We start from the raw sequence: 16,256 nt of genomic DNA on the forward strand, positions 1-16,256 counted from the left end.
GATTATGAAAAAGCGTTTGGCCCCGGAAACGCGTACGATAACTTTTAAGTCTTTTCCTTCCGCGACCGGTTCGTCAAAACGCCGGAACAAACAGAACGGCATCGGCCACCACCGGTCCGTCGGCTTGCCGGGCCGCAATGTCAACCGATGCGGTTTTGCCTTTGGGCAATTCGTACTCCCCCAGCGCAACCCATTCGCCGGAGGTCTGGCCCACCACCACGATTTCCGCCGGTTTGATCGGAATTGTCCTGCGCACTTTTCCGTCAAACACCGTGATCGTCACTTCGCTGGCGCTTTTGGCCAGCCGCGGAAAATACGTGTAAAGACGGTATTTACCAGCCTTGACCACCTCCGGCGTAAACCGCACCGACGCCCCCTCCGCACCCGCACCTTCGTGAACCAGGTACGAAGGTCCGTAGCCGGCTTTGCTCTTGTTTTCCAGCCGCCACGAACCCGTGGTTGCCGTCAGGGCCGGGTTTTCATTATCCACCAGCATTTCGGGCGTGCTGCCGTCGGCCAGCGGATCGGCCTTCAGGCGCTGTTGCAGTTTCGGTACGTCAATTCGCTGCACACTGGTGTTGCCGTCAATCGCCATGACGGCCGCCAAAGCCGTTGACTGGCCCAGAACCATAAATACCGGCTCCATGCGGATCGACCCGTAGGCAATGTGCGAAGCCGACAGACAAACCGGCACCAGCAGGTTCTGGCACTCGTTTTCCTTCGGAATCAACGCCCGGTAAGCGATCGGATAGGGACCAAAACCGCCCACCTCCACGTTGCCCTCGTTCTTTGCCATCTTCTTGCCGTCTTTCTCAATGACAATCCGCTGAATGTTGTGCGAATCCATCGTGTAAGCCGCCATTCCTACCCCATCCTCCACCACTTCTTTGCCCTGACAATTGGCCTGCGTCATCACATACGCCCCGACCATCCGGCGCGCTTCCCGCACGTACAACTGCGGGGACCAGTGGCCGGTATCCGTGTACTCGTCTTTGGGATAGCCCCACTTGCGCATTTCCTGCCGGAGTTCCTGCGGCACCCGCGGATCGTGGCCGAAGAAGTACAGCAGGCTTTTGGTGTATAATTCGTGATCGCGGATGATCTGCGCCCGTTGCTGGTAACTGCCGTCGGGGTATTCGTAATTCATCCCGATCATATCCGTTGAAAAACCGTTGCGGTTGTTGATATCGGTTTTCTGGTTGGGCATCCCACTCCAGATGAAATAATCGTTGAGCGTCCGTTTCTGCGGCTGGGCCGCAATGAGCCGCACCAACAAGTCGAATTTGGTAGAATCGTAGCCCGCCGGGCGGGTGATGGGCACCTGGTTGGCGGGATCGGAAGTCAGGCAAATGCGGTAGTTGTACGCTTGGACTTTGGTGTCGCCGGTGCCGTTGGGTTCCAGTTTCGCCGGGCTGACGCCCCAGAGCAGCCCGGAATCCGGATTGCCCGGTGTTTTGTAGGGATCGATGCCGTCGGGCAGTTGGTGGCCCGTCATCAGTTGCACCCCGCTGAGCGTTTCGTTGTATTTTGCATTGGCTTCCCGGCCCACAAAGTACGACACCCCGGCCTGGGCCATCAGATCGCCTTCGTAGGAGCAGTCAATAAACATTTTGGCCCGAACCGTGCGTTTGGCCGACGGATTATCCGAATTCTCCAGCGTGATTTCCTGAATCCGGCCCCCGCTTTTCCTGACACTGGCCAGCCGGTGCGAAAGCAGGACATTTACGTTGCCGCGTTTCACATACTCTTTGAACAGGTCTTCGGCCACGTGGGGCTCAAAAATCCACTGTTCAAACTTACCGTAATGCTGACCAATGCGCCGGTAGTAATCGCGGGCCAGACCCGTGATGGCGTATTTGTTGCCGATGTCGGTGAGGCCCAGGCCGCCCGAGGTCATGCCGCCCAGGTGCTTACCGGGTTCGATCAGGAGCACGGTTTTACCGGCTTTGCGGGTAGTATAAGCTGCAATGACCCCGCCCGAGGTGCCGCCGTAGACGCAGATATCCACCGCTTGCTGCGCAAGGACCGAGTTAATAATGAGCAGGTTGAAACAAATAATAAGAACGTAGCGCATGTTTGAAAAAGTTGAGACACCGCATCAACCGAAAAGCTCCGATTCGCTCGGCGTCATACAAAGAAATAAGGACCCGCCTTATAGCGGGTCCTTCCTCCATTTCCAATGGTTTATTTCTCCATCGGATGTTCTTTCAGCAACTGATCCGGGGAGTAGAAATCCTTTTTGTTTTCGGTAGCCATCCTGACTTTTTTGACCTGCTCCGGCGAAATGGCCGCGGCCTGGTTGCCGAATGAATTCCGCACGTACGTAAGAACCGCGGCCAGCTCGTCATCCTTAAGCAGCCCGCCAAACGGCGTCATCGGAACCTGACCGGGGTAGTTTTTGCCCTGCACTTCAATCGGTCCCAGAAGCCCTTTCAGCGCCAGTTTGATCAACCGTTCCTGGTTACCGGTTACCCAGTTGGTACCCGTCAGCGGGGGGAAACCGGAAGCCGCCAGCCCTTTGCCGTCGGCCTGGTGGCAGGTGACGCAGTAGCCTTCCTTGCCGTAGATTTCCTTGCCCTGGTTGTACAGCGCCAGTTCGGCCCCTTTCAGGCTGGAAGCCACCACTTTCTCCTTCAACGGTTTCACGTTCTCGCCCTTCAGGTGGGCCACGGCGGTGGCGTGGGCGTGAACCATCCACTCGTCCAACGGTTTCTTGGCGGCTTCGTCCAGGATGGGTAACCCTTTTTCGGGCCCGATCCAGGAAGCGGCTACGATGGCAGCCAGCCGAACCCGGCCGTTGTCATCGCGGGCAGCCTGCATGAGCAGGTCAGCCTGGTCGGCCACCTGATGACCCGTATACCGCACCACCTGCACGGCCGCAGCCCGGGCGTGGTAATCCCTGGCCTTCAGCATTTGCCGCAGCAGCGGCTGGTCTACTTTGTTCATGCCCCAGCTTACCCACAACCCTTCCAGCAGATGGTGTTCGTAGCGGGGATCGTTTTTATCCAGTTTGGCAACCCAGGTTTTAAGTTTAGCCAGCACCTGGTTTGCATCCCGTCCGCGCAGTTCGCGCCGGGTCCGGTAGCGGGTCCGGTATTCGGGCAGTTTCAGGTTTTCAAAAAGTTCGTCAATGCTGGCTCCGTCAATTTTAGCCGGTTTCACCAGCGGCCGCGACGGGTACGTAATCCGGTAAACCCGTCCGTGCGAGTGGTCGCGCAGGGGGTCGCGGGCGTTGTGCTGCATGTGGCCAATCAGGATGTTGTGCCAGTCAATGAGGTACAGCGAACCGTCGGGGGCAAACTCCATGTCAACCGGACGAAAATTGCGGTCATCGCTCACAACCAGATCCATGCGGTGTTTGCTTTTGTAGCCCGTGCCATCGTCGACCAGCGTGTGTTCCTTCGTTCCCAGAAATCCGATGGTGTTGTTGATCAGGAAATCGCCCTGCAGCTCATCCGGGAAGTGACGGCTCGACACAAACTCCAGACCAGACGTCGGGCGGACCCGGTGGGCCTCCTCGACCAACTGGGCCGACTTGTGCGTGGCCTGTCCGTAGCGCGGAAACACCGACCCCGGCATCATCCAGCGCACATCGGGGCTGGAGGTTTCGGCAAAAAACGGTTGCCCCCAGTCGTCGAAGGCAATGCCCCAGGGGTTCGGAATGGAGAGCTGCGCCGTCCGCTCCAGTTTTTTTAGCTGCGGTGCATACCGGTAAAAACCGCCGTTGGTCGCCCGAACCGGCCCGTAGGACGTTTCGACGTTGGTATGCAGAAACACGCCCTCGCCCGAGTAGATGGCCCCGGACGGATCGACCGTAAAGGCGTGGCTGTTGTGGTGGGTGTCGTGGTCGTCAAAACCGCTCAGCAGAATTTCAACCTTGTCGGCCTTGTTGTCGCCGTTGGTGTCGGTAAAAAGTTTCAGGTTGGTTCCCTGCGAAACGTAAACGCCCTCCTTGGCAATTTCGAAGCCCAGCGGCAGGTGCAGCCCGTCGGCAAAAACCGTCTCCTTATCGGCTTTGTTGTCGCCGTTGGTGTCTTCCAGAATAATGATTTTATCGTTCGGCTTGGTGTCACCGGGTTTGTAGTGCGGGTAGCTCGGCATACACGCCACCCAGAGCCGTCCTTTGCTGTCGAACGACATCTGCATCGGTTTGGCCAAATTCGGAAATTCCTGTTCGGTGGCAAAAAGCTCAATTTTGTAGCCCTGAGGCACTTTCAGTTTCGCCAGTGCGTCGTTGCCGTAGAGGTACGTCAGGCTACCGTTTTTCTCCGGGTTAAAGTTGGTTTTTACGGGCGGCAGTGGAGATGTGTTTTTATCGGCCGCGGCCAAATCTGTTTTTTCGCCCTTCGATGCTGCCAGCCAAATGGCCTGATCCCGGATGTCGGTCATTTCCCGGATTTTCTGAATTTCGGCGGGGTAGTTGTCGGGGCCAAACGGATTGTACCGGCGACCGTAGACGTGCACACCGTTCGGAATTTTGAAGTCGTTGTGCCACATCCAGTTTTTCTCCATCACCATATCATGCACCAGCTTACGATTGGCCTGGGCCTTGGGGGCCACTTTCCCAAACAGCTGATCGGCCAGCAGCAGGCCCAGTTTTTGATAACCCGCTTCGTTCAACTGCGAACCGTCAATGGTTAAATCCTCCTTGCTGGCGGCATACCACTGCTGCGACGGCGTGAAGGCATCCACAAACAATACGTTATTCTGCTCGGCCACTTCCTTCATGGCGTTGGTGTACAGCGCCAGGTTTGCGTTTTCCTTCTTGCCGTTGGGCAGGTCAAACTTGGCCGACAAATCTTCGAAGGCGATGGGCGACACCAGGGCCAGCTGCGGAGCTGAAACGCCGTTGTACTTCTGGCTCAGCGTCCATTTAACAAACGCATCCAGCTCGGCTTTGTAGTTGTCCAGGTTTGCTTTGCCCTGAAACGATTCGTTGTAACCGAAAAAAGCCACGATGATGTCGGTTTTCAGGCGGGTCAGCCATTGGTCGGGTGCATCGAAATGCCCCTCGCTCTGGGACGGGTTGGCGTATTCGGTCTGAAATTTTTCGGCACCCGGGAAAGCCCAGGGCGAGTTGCGGCTGGCGTGCGGACGAAAGCCGGGCGTATCGCCCCCGTCGCACATGTTACGGATGAAGAGCTGGTTATCCGGATACCGAACCTGCATCTCGGTTTCGAAGGCACCGTAGTTCATCATGCGCGACCCCAGGTTGTTACCCAGCAGCACAATGTGCGCTCCTTTTTTGATCTGTAAGGTTTTAGATTCATTCACCTGAAACGCACTGAATGCGATCAGCGCCAATCCAACTGCGGTGAGCAGTCCAATAAGGCTTCTTTTTCTGGGTTTAGACATTTTGCTTTTTGCGAGTAGAATCCAACTTTTTAAACCGATTTTTTTCAACGACCCGCTGGTTCAAAGCAGGTTATGGGATAGGATACTATTCATCATGGTATTAAGTCAACTGGGCGCTTTTTCTACCTGTGAGCGCCTGTTTTAATCATACAGGCCCACCGCTTTTTCATCCCTGGCGTGCTGGCTTCCGCCCCGATTCCGGAGAAATCAATTCATGCGTTCATTTCGCCAGTTCAGTCAGCAGTTACGGCCTTTCGAAAGCGCGGTTTTTGGGCGTGTGCAGGCGCTTGCCTTGTTTTGTACCCACTCTGACGCACAGAGTACCAAACAACAAAAACGACTGAACAAGTATGAAAATGCGTTTTCTGGCGCTTATGGCGCTGGTTATCCTCTCGGTGGCCTGCAAGAAAGGCGGAAGTGACATTGATCCGGAAACGGGTGAACCATCCGGTGGTACCGGTAAAATACCGTCGGAACTGGTTGGCAAGTGGTCGTACGGCGTTTTCTCACCGACCAACTTCTGGGATTACAACGGCAAATATTCCGGCAACGCCTACGAGCAGGCGCTGGTGTTCGAATTTCATCCGAACGGCACGTACGAACAGTATGTCATCAATTCAACCACGAGTTACAACTGCCGGACGGAAGCTTATAGCTACTTTAAAGGAACGGTGAAGGTCAATGAAGCGAATCATACGTTCACGATTACACCCACCCGCGGCAACTACCGGGGTTTCTATTCCTGCGCCCCCAGAAGCAACATCAACCGCGATGCCCGCAAGGAGGAATTGAGACAGGAAACCATGAATTATCAGGTGGAAGCCGGTAAAACAGGCATCAAACTTTCCGACGCGGAAGCTCCGCAGGGCGTACGGCTCGAGGCCATTTCCTGGTAAATAAATACCGATTCCCGCGCACCCGGATGACCTGAAAATCCGGCGGTAGGCGGACACTACAAAACGAAAGCCCGGTTGTATCGGGCTTTCGTTTTGTAGTGTCCGGCTTTTTCTAGGTCGAAAACGGTCTGCCGGACGGAACGACGATCCGCTGGCGACCGGAAGAGGATGAAACAACCGGCCGCTTGGCCGTAAACTTGGCGTTGATGTACTCGACCATATCGATTTCTCCGGTGATGGTATCGCCCGAGAGCTTTCCGTAAAACGTCATCACCAGGTTGTCGCCCGGTACGCTGTACCGACTCTGGAACCGCACCTCGTCTCCTTCGATGGAACCGATCAGATCGCGGGTGGCAAACTCGCCTTTATGCGTACCTGTCAGCCAGTTGCCATCCTGTTTTTCGATGATGAACGTGTGCTGGCTTTTGCTGGTGTAAAAATCAATATTAACCTCCCACCGGCCGCTCAGATCGGCTGCGGGTGCTTTCATTTCGGCCGGTGTAGCCGCTGCGCTGCGTTTGCGGGTCAGGATTTCGTGAACCCGCTTGGCCACAATCACCTCGTTGCCCGCTCCCATCATGTAGGCGGCAATCGTAATGGAAGTGGTCGGTGGTGTCGAGCCGGAAGCGGGCTGCCCCCGCCGAAAACCGGTTCCGACCGCCACGCGGGGCTTGGTGGTGGCCAGTTCGTCGGCCACTTCCTGCCCGGTGATGTGCAGCTTCGTTGGGTCCCAGCTAATGGTCAGCATGGGGGTCGCGTTATCAAGGGCGCCTTCTTCCGGTCGGCGCACGTTCAGCTGCACACCGTCGATGCCGGAAAGCTTTTTCGAGATCGTCTCCAGCCAGGAAACCCAGGTATCCATTTCGGCTTTGTGATCCCGGACGGCCCAGGCTTCTACGGCCGCCAGCATTCCAATTTGCTCCTCCCGTCCGATTTTGTTGTTCCGGCAGGGCCCGTGGTGCGGGGCGCTGGCCTGCCAGGTCGCCATCAGAATGTCTTTGTTGCCCAGCAGCAGACCGGCACTCTGAGGCCCCCGGATCACTTTCCCCCCGCTGTAGCCAACCACCGATGCTCCGGCCTGAAGGTGGATGTTCGGAATGGTCAGCCGTTCGGCGGCCGCGTCAACCAGGATGGGGACGTTTTTGGGTTTGGCGATCTTGGCAACATTTTCCACCGTCCAGGGGGCCTGGCCCGGCATCATATAAATCATGGCCGTCCGCGGATTGATGGACGTTTCCAGTTCTTCCAGGGTGTTGACCGTAATGACTTTCACTCCGCAATTCCGGATCGCGTGGTCGTAGACGTTGCGGGAAGACCGGGGAATGATAACTTCCGTTTTTTCAAACCCTTCCAGATTGGGGATGCGGATGAGTTTTTCGGGATTGCCGCCCGCCAGGATGCCCGCCGTTACCTCGTTGAGCCCCGCAGCGCAGCCCGACGACACCATGCCCCACTCAGCCCCGGTAATTTCAGACAGCCGTTTGCCAATTCCGAAGGCCAGTTCGTCGATCTGAACGTTGTACCGGCTGGCGTATTCCATCGCTTCCTTTACTTCCGGCAGCTCCATTGACGCCCCGATGATGGTGAAAGTGCCGCGGCAGTTAATGATCGGTTCGACGCCAATGGATTGGTAAATCTGGGGTCCGGCCTTGAGCGGTCCCATAGCGGGTGCTACCTGAGCTGCGGCCTTTCTGAACCAGTTCGACGCCGGACGGCTTTCCGCAAAAGCCTCCACACTGCTGACCATACTGCCGGCTAATGGAAGAAGACTCAGCTCTTTCAATATTTCTCTTCGTTTCATGCTCTTAAAAAGCTAGTTTTCAGATATAAAAAAGGGGTTTGAGCTTTTGATCACCTGTAAATTCCGGCATGAGTAGCGCAGGGATCACCTAAGAGATGGTCTAATAAGCGTAGTATGGCTATGGGGACAATTGAATCAATCGTAATTAAACAACAAGTATAATAATACAGCAGGAATTTATCGTAATAAGCAGCCTATTTTTCAGATTATTTGCCACAGAAGCCGATTGTCCAATCATTCTTTGGCCGCTGCATTCGGCCCACTAATTGTAGTAAATGGGAAGCGAAACTGCCTCTTACCGGGTGGCATTCTCATTGCCCCGGAGGAAGATGAAGGCTGCGGATAAGCCATACTAAGATAGGGCAAACCCTTGTTTAATAAGTTGCAGAAAAAATGCCGTTCTTGCTAACTGGCGGACAGGTAGTAACCGTCTTTGAAACTATTGGCGTAGACGTAAAGAATGGCCCATTTGGCGTTGGCAGGTGGCGTTTTGAAAGGGATAAAATCAATGCAGGTATTTATGGGGATCCGGCAGTCCTCCAGGTCATGTTCAATGGCATTCAGTCGTGCTTCAAGTTGCGCCAACCGTTGGCTGATATCCCGTTGCCTCTGGGCTATTTCCGCCACTTTCGCCAGCAGTTCCTGACTTCTCTTGCAGATCAGGTAGCTCCCTTGTGATGATGCTTGCTTAGACAACGGTTTAGACTGGTTTTTTCCTGCTTGTTCCATATCCCGTCAATATTGCACCAATGTTACCATTTTAACGGACAATGCCTAATTAATAAACTTATATTTCCAGCCCGGGAACTGCTTGTTAGTCAATACCCCAATTATAGAGACAACACAAGCTTTATTTCTTTGTCTGGTTTTCGAGCAGCATCACGCCCGCTTTCGCATTTCGCCAGCGATCCAGTAGTTCTTTCGGGGTAGGCGTCACCCGAAACGCAAACGACCCCAGCAAAATGTCTTCGTCTCCATCCCGATCCACATCGGCAGCGTCCATCGTCAGCCAGGCGCCCTGGTTGGCTTCCGGAAACATCGCGGGCCGGAACCGGTTGTTTCCCCGGTTTTCCAGGTAGACAAAGTTCTCCAGTCGTTGACGGGAAAAATCCGGAAAGAAAGCAATGGCAGCCACGTCCAGATCGCCATCGCCGTCGAAATCGCGGGCCAGGGCTTTGGTGGCGCCGTGCATGGGGTAAAACCAGACCTGCCGAAACCGAAAATTACCGTCGTTGCGAAAGAGCCGAATACCGTGATACCGCTTCGGAGAGCTCGAGAAATCGGCATTATCCCCGTTGGTGTAAAGCAGGTCCATATCGCCATCCCGGTCAAAATCAACGACATCCAGGTGGCTTGATCCGAACACGGGCGGAAAACGCAGCACGGTTTTTTTCCAGAACCGCCCTCCGCCTTCGTTGTTAAAAATAGCCACCTGTTCATCGCTTTGAGACAGCAACGTCACAATGTCGGCCCGGCCGTCGGCGTTCATGTCGGTTACTACGGTTTGGATTGCCCCCGGCACGGGTTCCAAAACGTGTTCGATGTAGGCGGTTCCGGTGTTTTCAAACCAACTCAACTGCCCCAGGTAGTAGCCGAACTGGCACACCAGAATATCCTCTTTGCCATCCCCGTTCAGGTCGGTATAGGTGGCTTCGACCGGGCGTTGCAGTTTTTGCAGCAACACCGTCCGTTCCATTTTCTGCGTCGCCGGGCTCCGGTGTAGGTGCAGCAATTCGCCATTCATTCGATCGTTGGGATCCATGTTGCCCATCGTCAGGACATCCAGGCTGCCATCGGCCCGAACGCGCAGGTTAGACGGTGGGTTGAACGTTACCATCGAATCCACTTTTTGCAGATTCTGGTCGAGGAAAAACATTTTCCCGCGCCGACTTCCCACGGCAATACGCTGGCTACGGGGTTCGTACTTCAGCAGCGTAATCAGGTTATCGATCGGTTGGGCGGGCTGACGAACACTAAAAAGCGGTAACTGATTGGCAATGGCGGGTTTGGGAGCCTGGGGCAGCGGCTTGTCCGGCGCATTGCTGACGTAATAATCCGTGATCTTCTGCCAGTCTGCGGGGTGGAGCATGGGTACGTCTGCAAAAGCACTGGAGTGGACAACCCGCTCGATCTCTTCCGGACCGCTCATTTGCCGGAACGGCGACAACGAGTCGGCAAAAAAGCCCATGCGGAGGGCCATTTGTGGCAACACCTTTTGTTTCCAGAGTTTTTTTTCCAGCAAATCCGGCGTCGGCACGGTGTGGCAACTGTTGCAGTATTTTTGGGCAAGCTCCCGACCGTTTAAGCCCGATGGCTCGGTGGGCGTGGTCGACTTTGGACTTTGGTTGCAGGCAAACAGACAGCTTACAAAAAACAAAAAGGCAAGACCCGAAATTGATTTATTAAAAGACATCTTATAAAAAAAGGCATTTGACAAACTTATCACAAAACCGCCTGTTTTCAAACTGAAAAGATAAGCCGCAGGCGGTTTTAGAACGCATTACGGCTTTTTCTTTTTTCTTTGCACGGCACTAATCCCACTCGAATGAACTGTATTCTCGGCGTCGACATCGGAACCACGAACGTTAAAGCTCTCGCTTTTCATCCGGAATCCGGCGAGATCGTTGCGCACGCATCGGAACCATTAACCACCCTCAACCCGCAACCTGGCTACGCGGAACAAGACCCGGAAGAAGTCTGGAAGAAGTTGACGGACGTGCTGGAAGAGGTTTGCCGGGAAGTCGGGCAGCAAAAGGGGACCGTGGAAGCGGTGGGGTTCAGCGCAGCCATGCACAGCATTCTGGCCGTTGACGACCACGGAAAGCCGCTTACGAACGCCATTCTCTGGTCGGACAACCGTTCGGAAAAACAGGCCGACGACCTGCGCCACGAGCAGGCCGAGCTGGGCAGGAGCATTTATCAGCAGACCGGTACTCCGCTGCACCCCATGATTCCGTTGTGTAAACTGGCGTGGTTTCGCGAAAATGACCTGCGGCTGCTACGACGGGCCACCGGCTGGATTTCAATTAAAGAATACATCTGGCATAAACTGACCGGCCAGTATCAGGTCGATTATTCGATTGCCACCGCCACCGGCCTTTTCGACAGCCAGCAGAAGGCGTGGTATCCGGTCGCCCTTGAGTATGCCGGCATTCGTCTGGAGCAGCTCTCGGAACCCGTACCGACCACCCACGCCGGTAAACTTACCAGTGCCAACCTGCCCAAAACCATAACGGACTGCCTGAACCCTGCAACCTTGTACATCGGAGCCTCGGATGGTTGCCTGGCCAATCTGGGCGCGGGGGCCATTGGGGCCGGTATTACCACCATCACGATTGGCACCAGCGGAGCGATCCGGCGCACGGTTCAGCGGCCGCTGCGCGACGATCAGGGACGGCTCTTTAGCTACATCCTGAACGTCGATGACAAAACCGACAAGAATTATTTCGTGGTGGGCGGACCCACCAACAACGGTGCGAACGTACTGCAATGGGTATCGGAGAAGCTGACGCAGTCGGAAACCGACGCGGTGCTGGAGGAAGCCCAAACGGTGCCGGCCGGTTCCGACGACCTGCTGTTTTTGCCCTACCTGCAGGGCGAACGGGCTCCCCTGTGGGATGCCGGAGTGCGTGGTTCTTACCTGAATGTCGACTGGCAGCACGGGCGGGCGCATTTTGTCCGGGCGGCTCTGGAGGGCGTGCTGTTCAATCTGCTCCGCATCGAGCGAATCCTATCACGGCATACCGGCCCAACGCAGGTAATTCACGCCAACGGCGGATTTGCCCAGTCTGAATTCTGGGTGCAGATGATGGCCGATATTTTTGGCGTCCCGGTCCGGCTCAATGAAAGCAACGAAAGCGGGTCCATTGGCGCAATTTTATTAACCCTGAAGGCCACCGGACGAGTTACATCCCTGGGCGACGCGATGCGCTACGTTGGTTTTGGCCGAACGTTCGAACCCGACGCCGAGTGCCACCGGCGGTATCGCCAGGTCTATCAGCGATTTGAGCAGGCACTGCCTTAATCTTATCCATTGCCATGAAACTAAAACTAACCGGTAAGGATCTGCGCAAGATTGGCTATCCGGAAGGAAAAGTCATTAGCATTGCCATCAGCGTCATGCAGCAATCGTTCAAGCACACTTCCCATCGGGAAGCCCTGGAACTGCTGGAAAAAGTGCTGCAGAATCCGGCCGACTTTCTGGACATTGAAACCCTCGGAACCATTGCCGCCGAACTGGTTGAGAAGCCGGCTCCAAAGGTTACCGCCGAAATTCCGCTGCACGAAGAACGGAGGGAATATACGGTTTTCGGGGCCGACCACATTGACACCGGAGCCATCAACCAGATGGAGATTGCCATGCGGTTGCCAGTAACGGTTGCCGGAGCCCTGATGCCGGACGCCCACCAGGGGTACGGCCTGCCGATTGGCGGGGTCCTGGCGGCCCACAATGCCGTCATCCCGTACGGTGTGGGTGTGGATATTGGCTGCCGGATGTGTCTGAGCATTTACGACTTACCCGAAAACACGGTTTATGGCGAAACTAAAAAATTGAAAAACATCCTTCAGCGCGAAACCCTTTTTGGGGCGGGCCGGGAGTTCAGCAAGCCCCTGGATGATGCAGTGCTCGACCGGCCCGAGTTTCGACAGATTCCGTTGCTGCGCGGGCTGCACGACAAAGCCGTTCGGCAAATCGGTTCGTCGGGATCGGGGAATCACTTTGTAGAGTTTGGCATTGCCGAAATCACCGACCCGGACAACGAGTTTGGCATTCCGCTTGGCTCGTACCTGGCCCTCCTGTCGCACTCGGGATCGCGGGGCCTGGGCGCCAGCATTGCCAATCACTACACGCGCGTAGCGATGGAGACCACCCCGCTACCGGGTCAGGCCAAACACCTGGCCTGGCTGTCGTTGGACAGTGAGGCAGGACAGGAATACTGGTTATCCATGAATCTGGCCGGCGATTATGCTTCGGCCTGCCACCATCAAATTCACCACAAAATTGCCCGATCGCTGAGCCAGAAACCGCTGGCCGTTGTGGAAAACCACCACAATTTTGCCTGGAAAGAGCGCCACGCCGGTCCGGGTGCCGAGCCGCAGGAGCTGATTGTTCACCGCAAAGGTGCTACTCCGGCCGGTAAGGGCGTGCTCGGCATCATTCCGGGTTCCATGACCCAGCCCGGCTTTATTGTGCGGGGGCGCGGTGAAGCGACGTCACTGGATTCGGCTTCGCACGGAGCCGGGCGCAAGCTCTCGCGTTCGGCCGCGAAGAACAGCCTGACGTGGTCGCAGGTTCAGGATGTCTTGAATCAACATGGAATTACGTTGCTCGGTGGGGGGCTCGACGAAGCGCCGATGGCTTATAAGGACATCAATCAGGTAATGAGTTTCCAGCGCGACCTGGTTGATGTGGTAGGGCGTTTTCAGCCCAGGATTGTCCGGATGGACGATTGATCATTCCGCCACAAACCGTCGCTGATAGGCTTCAGCGACCTGATCGCGGGTGCGTTTCAGGCGCATTTTAACCGCGCTGTTGTTGATGTTGTATTGCCGCGCGATTTCTGAAATATCAATGTTTTCTATGTACTTAAGTTGCAGCAAGTCCTTTTTATCCGGCTCCAGCGTGTCTAAAACTACGGCTAGCTGACTCAGCATCAGATGCTTGCCATCGATCATATCCGCATCCGGAAAGTTTTCAACGTCAACTTCATTCATCGATATTACATCCATCCGACCGGCCGCCCGGGCCCGTTGCCGACAGTAGTTCTGAGAAATGGCAAACAGCCAGGTTGAAAAAGCGGAGCGTCCCTGAAACTGATCAATTTTCACAAAAACCTGGAGAAAAATGTCGTGCGTATAATCTTCGGCTTTGATCGGATCCCGGGTGAATGCCAGACAACTGCCGTATACTTTCTGCGCATACCGTTTGTAGATCGCAGACAAACATGCTGCTCGATTACTAACTAGGTAAGAACCAATGAGTTCTTCGTCGCATAACAGACCTTTCATCGGACAGAACAAATTATAATGGTAAATATTTCTCTTTACTAATCAGGGTAAAAATTCCTTTGCGGCCTGCTTTATCAGACGTTAACTGTCTGCTATGTTACTGATTTTAGATGACGTTTGGGTACATATCCCTGCCCGTATACGCCAAACGAGCACAATAACCGTATCAACAGAGATTTAAACTGTACCAAATGGCACTCTTCAGCCAAAAATAGCCCTACTTAAGTATAATCACTTAACATTCAATTGTGCGATAACTTTACATTTGTTACCTATACCATAAATAATATAACATAAACCCTTTCGGAGTGGACGGACTTAGCTAATTTCATATGTTGCTAACAGGTACTAATACTTTTTGACGAATTCTTTGGACAAACAAAACGTTTACGTACATTTACTAGACGTCAAACGATGGTCAGCGCTAATTGTAAACTCTGTCAAATACCACATTCGCTCGCTTATGAAATACCGCCATTGTCTCATAGTTGAAGATTCGGGTCCTGACGCGGACATGCTCAGAGAGTATCTAGCCCGAACGCCGTTTTTTTTACCACCCCAAGTATGCTCCAACCTATTGGAAGCAGCAACCCTCCTGCAGCAACAGTCATTTGATCTTATTCTTCTGGATATCAAGCTTCCCGACCAGCCGGGCCTGGATCTTCTGCGGTTATTTCCAAGTCCCCTGCCCATCATCGTCACAACGGCTTATACCGACTTTGCCGTTGAATGCTACGACCTTTCGGTGGCGGATTACCTCCTCAAACCCTTTACCTTCAGCCGGTTCACCCGAGCCCTCAACCGCGCCCTGGGCGTTCAGTTGTCCTCCAACAGCTTGACGGAGGATAAATACATTTTCCTGAAAGTAGGACATTCCATGCAGCGTTTTGATTACGACGCCATCGACTACATTCAGGCTTTCGGCACCTACTGCAAAGTATTTATCAATCAGAAAGTAGTGGTTGTCAACGAAATTATTTCTAACCTGGAAAACCTTCTTCCCAAGCAAAAATTTCTACGAATTCATAAGTCTTACCTGACGAATCTGTCCAAGATCAACAGCTATAATTACCGGAGCGTTGTTGTCGGTTCGGCCAAGATTCCCCTGGGGGCCTCCTACCGCGAGAAGTTTGAAGGCTTCCTGAGCCTGCTCGACCGCCGGTCGGAAGTATAAGCGCCCGGCAAAAGCTCCTGGTCGTACGATGGTGAGGTTATTGATGCGTAACCGGTAGCAATTGAATCCCGTTTGACGCTAATCAAGCGGTGGATTTATTATCTTGCGCTCCCGTTTTTTACACCGACATTATGTTTGTTGAAGCCATTGAACGGGTCGACTCTTTCGTGCGTCCTATCCTGTCGATCGTCCGGCGGTATGGCAGCAGCGAAGTGATCCCGGCCTGTTCGACCATGTTTTTCGTGAATGAGCAGGCGTATGCCGTTACCTGTAAACACGTTGCCGAGCAACTGCTGCAGTCGGAAAACATCCACCAGAACTACCTGAAGTTTCAGGGAGAACGCCGTTCGATCATGCGGGCGCCCAATTCGGCCCGGCGGCTGGAAGATCTGGAAAAGAAATACAACCTGCGGCAGGAGAGCATCATCCAGATCAAAAATCAATTCGGAAGTTCGTTCGATCAGTCGTCGAGAATTACGTACCACCTGCACCCCACGCAGGATCTGGCAGTGATTCATTTTGAAGGCTACAACCAGCTTAAATACAACTCCTGCGCAGTTTTTCTGCGCGACAGCAGCAAGATCAGGCAGGGCCGGAGCCTGTGCCGGCTGGGTTACCCCTTTCCCGAATTTACCAATTACCGCTACAACGCTGAACGCGACGAGATCGAGTGGACCACCGACGGACGCACCAGCACCCCGCGCTTTCCCATCGACGGCATCATCACCCGGCTGCGGGCGGAAAACAACGAGGTCGTGGGGATTGAAATGAGCACGCCCGGGCTGCGCGGACAAAGTGGCGGCCCGCTTTTTGATACCAACGGTATTATCTACGGCATGCAGAGTTCAACGCGTCACTTACACCTCGGATTCGACATTGAAGACCGGGAAGTGATCGTTAACGGACGCCTGACGCGGGTTTCGAATTACCCGTTTCTGAACGTCGGGCAATGTGTTCACGTTGAGATCATCAAAAAATTCCTGCGGGAACTGAATATTAAATTTTACGAAGGATAGACCCG

Annotated in this window: 11 protein-coding genes; 5 read left to right on the forward strand and 6 right to left on the reverse strand. The window is 54.3% G+C overall.

Going from position 1 to position 16,256, the window contains the following annotated elements; genetic code table 11:
* Positions 1 to 73: 73 nt before the first annotated feature.
* Positions 74 to 2,074, reverse strand: coding sequence for an FAD-dependent oxidoreductase (locus OQ371_RS04365; RefSeq protein ID WP_265992562.1), 2,001 nt, complete (start codon positions 2,072 to 2,074; stop codon positions 74 to 76).
* Positions 2,075 to 2,184: 110 nt separating this feature from the next.
* Positions 2,185 to 5,355, reverse strand: coding sequence for a PVC-type heme-binding CxxCH protein (locus OQ371_RS04370; RefSeq protein WP_265992563.1), 3,171 nt, complete (start codon positions 5,353 to 5,355; stop codon positions 2,185 to 2,187).
* A gap of 350 nt (positions 5,356 to 5,705) precedes the next feature.
* On the opposite strand from OQ371_RS04370, the gene OQ371_RS04375 reads away from it, so the two are divergent.
* Positions 5,706 to 6,251, forward strand: coding sequence for a hypothetical protein (locus tag OQ371_RS04375; protein ID WP_265992564.1), 546 nt, complete (start codon positions 5,706 to 5,708; stop codon positions 6,249 to 6,251).
* 112 nt (positions 6,252 to 6,363) lie between these two features.
* Here the strand turns inward: OQ371_RS04375 and OQ371_RS04380 are convergent, their stop codons facing one another.
* From OQ371_RS04380 to OQ371_RS04390, 3 genes are all read right to left on the reverse strand, one after another.
* Positions 6,364 to 8,052 (reverse strand): PLP-dependent transferase, encoded by a 1,689-nt coding sequence (locus OQ371_RS04380; protein ID WP_265992565.1) that lies wholly within the window; start codon positions 8,050 to 8,052, stop codon positions 6,364 to 6,366.
* Positions 8,053 to 8,457: 405 nt separating this feature from the next.
* Positions 8,458 to 8,781: a hypothetical protein gene (locus OQ371_RS04385; RefSeq protein ID WP_265992566.1), complete on the reverse strand. Its 324-nt coding sequence runs from the start codon at positions 8,779 to 8,781 to the stop codon at positions 8,458 to 8,460.
* A 121-nt stretch (positions 8,782 to 8,902) separates the two neighbouring features.
* Positions 8,903 to 10,465, reverse strand: a complete 1,563-nt coding sequence (locus OQ371_RS04390; RefSeq protein WP_265992567.1) for an FG-GAP repeat domain-containing protein — start codon at positions 10,463 to 10,465, stop codon at positions 8,903 to 8,905.
* A 132-nt stretch (positions 10,466 to 10,597) separates the two neighbouring features.
* Here OQ371_RS04390 and OQ371_RS04395 point away from each other — a divergent pair, with 132 nt between their 5' ends.
* Both OQ371_RS04395 and OQ371_RS04400 read left to right on the forward strand, forming a co-directional pair.
* Entirely contained in the window at positions 10,598 to 12,076 is a 1,479-nt protein-coding gene (locus tag OQ371_RS04395; RefSeq protein WP_265992568.1) for a gluconokinase, read from the forward strand.
* A 14-nt stretch (positions 12,077 to 12,090) separates the two neighbouring features.
* A complete protein-coding gene (locus tag OQ371_RS04400; RefSeq protein WP_265992569.1) occupies positions 12,091 to 13,506 on the forward strand; it encodes an RtcB family protein in 1,416 nt (471 codons plus the stop codon).
* Here OQ371_RS04400 and OQ371_RS04405 read toward each other — a convergent pair whose 3' ends face one another.
* Entirely contained in the window at positions 13,507 to 13,995 is a 489-nt protein-coding gene (locus tag OQ371_RS04405; protein WP_265992570.1) for an RNA polymerase sigma factor, read from the reverse strand.
* Positions 13,996 to 14,524: 529 nt separating this feature from the next.
* Here OQ371_RS04405 and OQ371_RS04410 point away from each other — a divergent pair.
* Both OQ371_RS04410 and OQ371_RS04415 read left to right on the forward strand, forming a co-directional pair.
* On the forward strand, positions 14,525 to 15,235 hold the full coding sequence (locus tag OQ371_RS04410; protein WP_265992571.1) for a LytR/AlgR family response regulator transcription factor: 711 nt from the start codon (positions 14,525 to 14,527) through the stop codon (positions 15,233 to 15,235).
* A gap of 131 nt (positions 15,236 to 15,366) precedes the next feature.
* Positions 15,367 to 16,251: a trypsin-like peptidase domain-containing protein gene (locus tag OQ371_RS04415; protein WP_265992572.1), complete on the forward strand. Its 885-nt coding sequence runs from the start codon at positions 15,367 to 15,369 to the stop codon at positions 16,249 to 16,251.
* Positions 16,252 to 16,256 lie beyond the last annotated feature (5 nt).

The sequence above is a fragment of the Larkinella insperata genome, assembly GCF_026248825.1.
Classification (GTDB): domain Bacteria; phylum Bacteroidota; class Bacteroidia; order Cytophagales; family Spirosomataceae; genus Larkinella; species Larkinella insperata.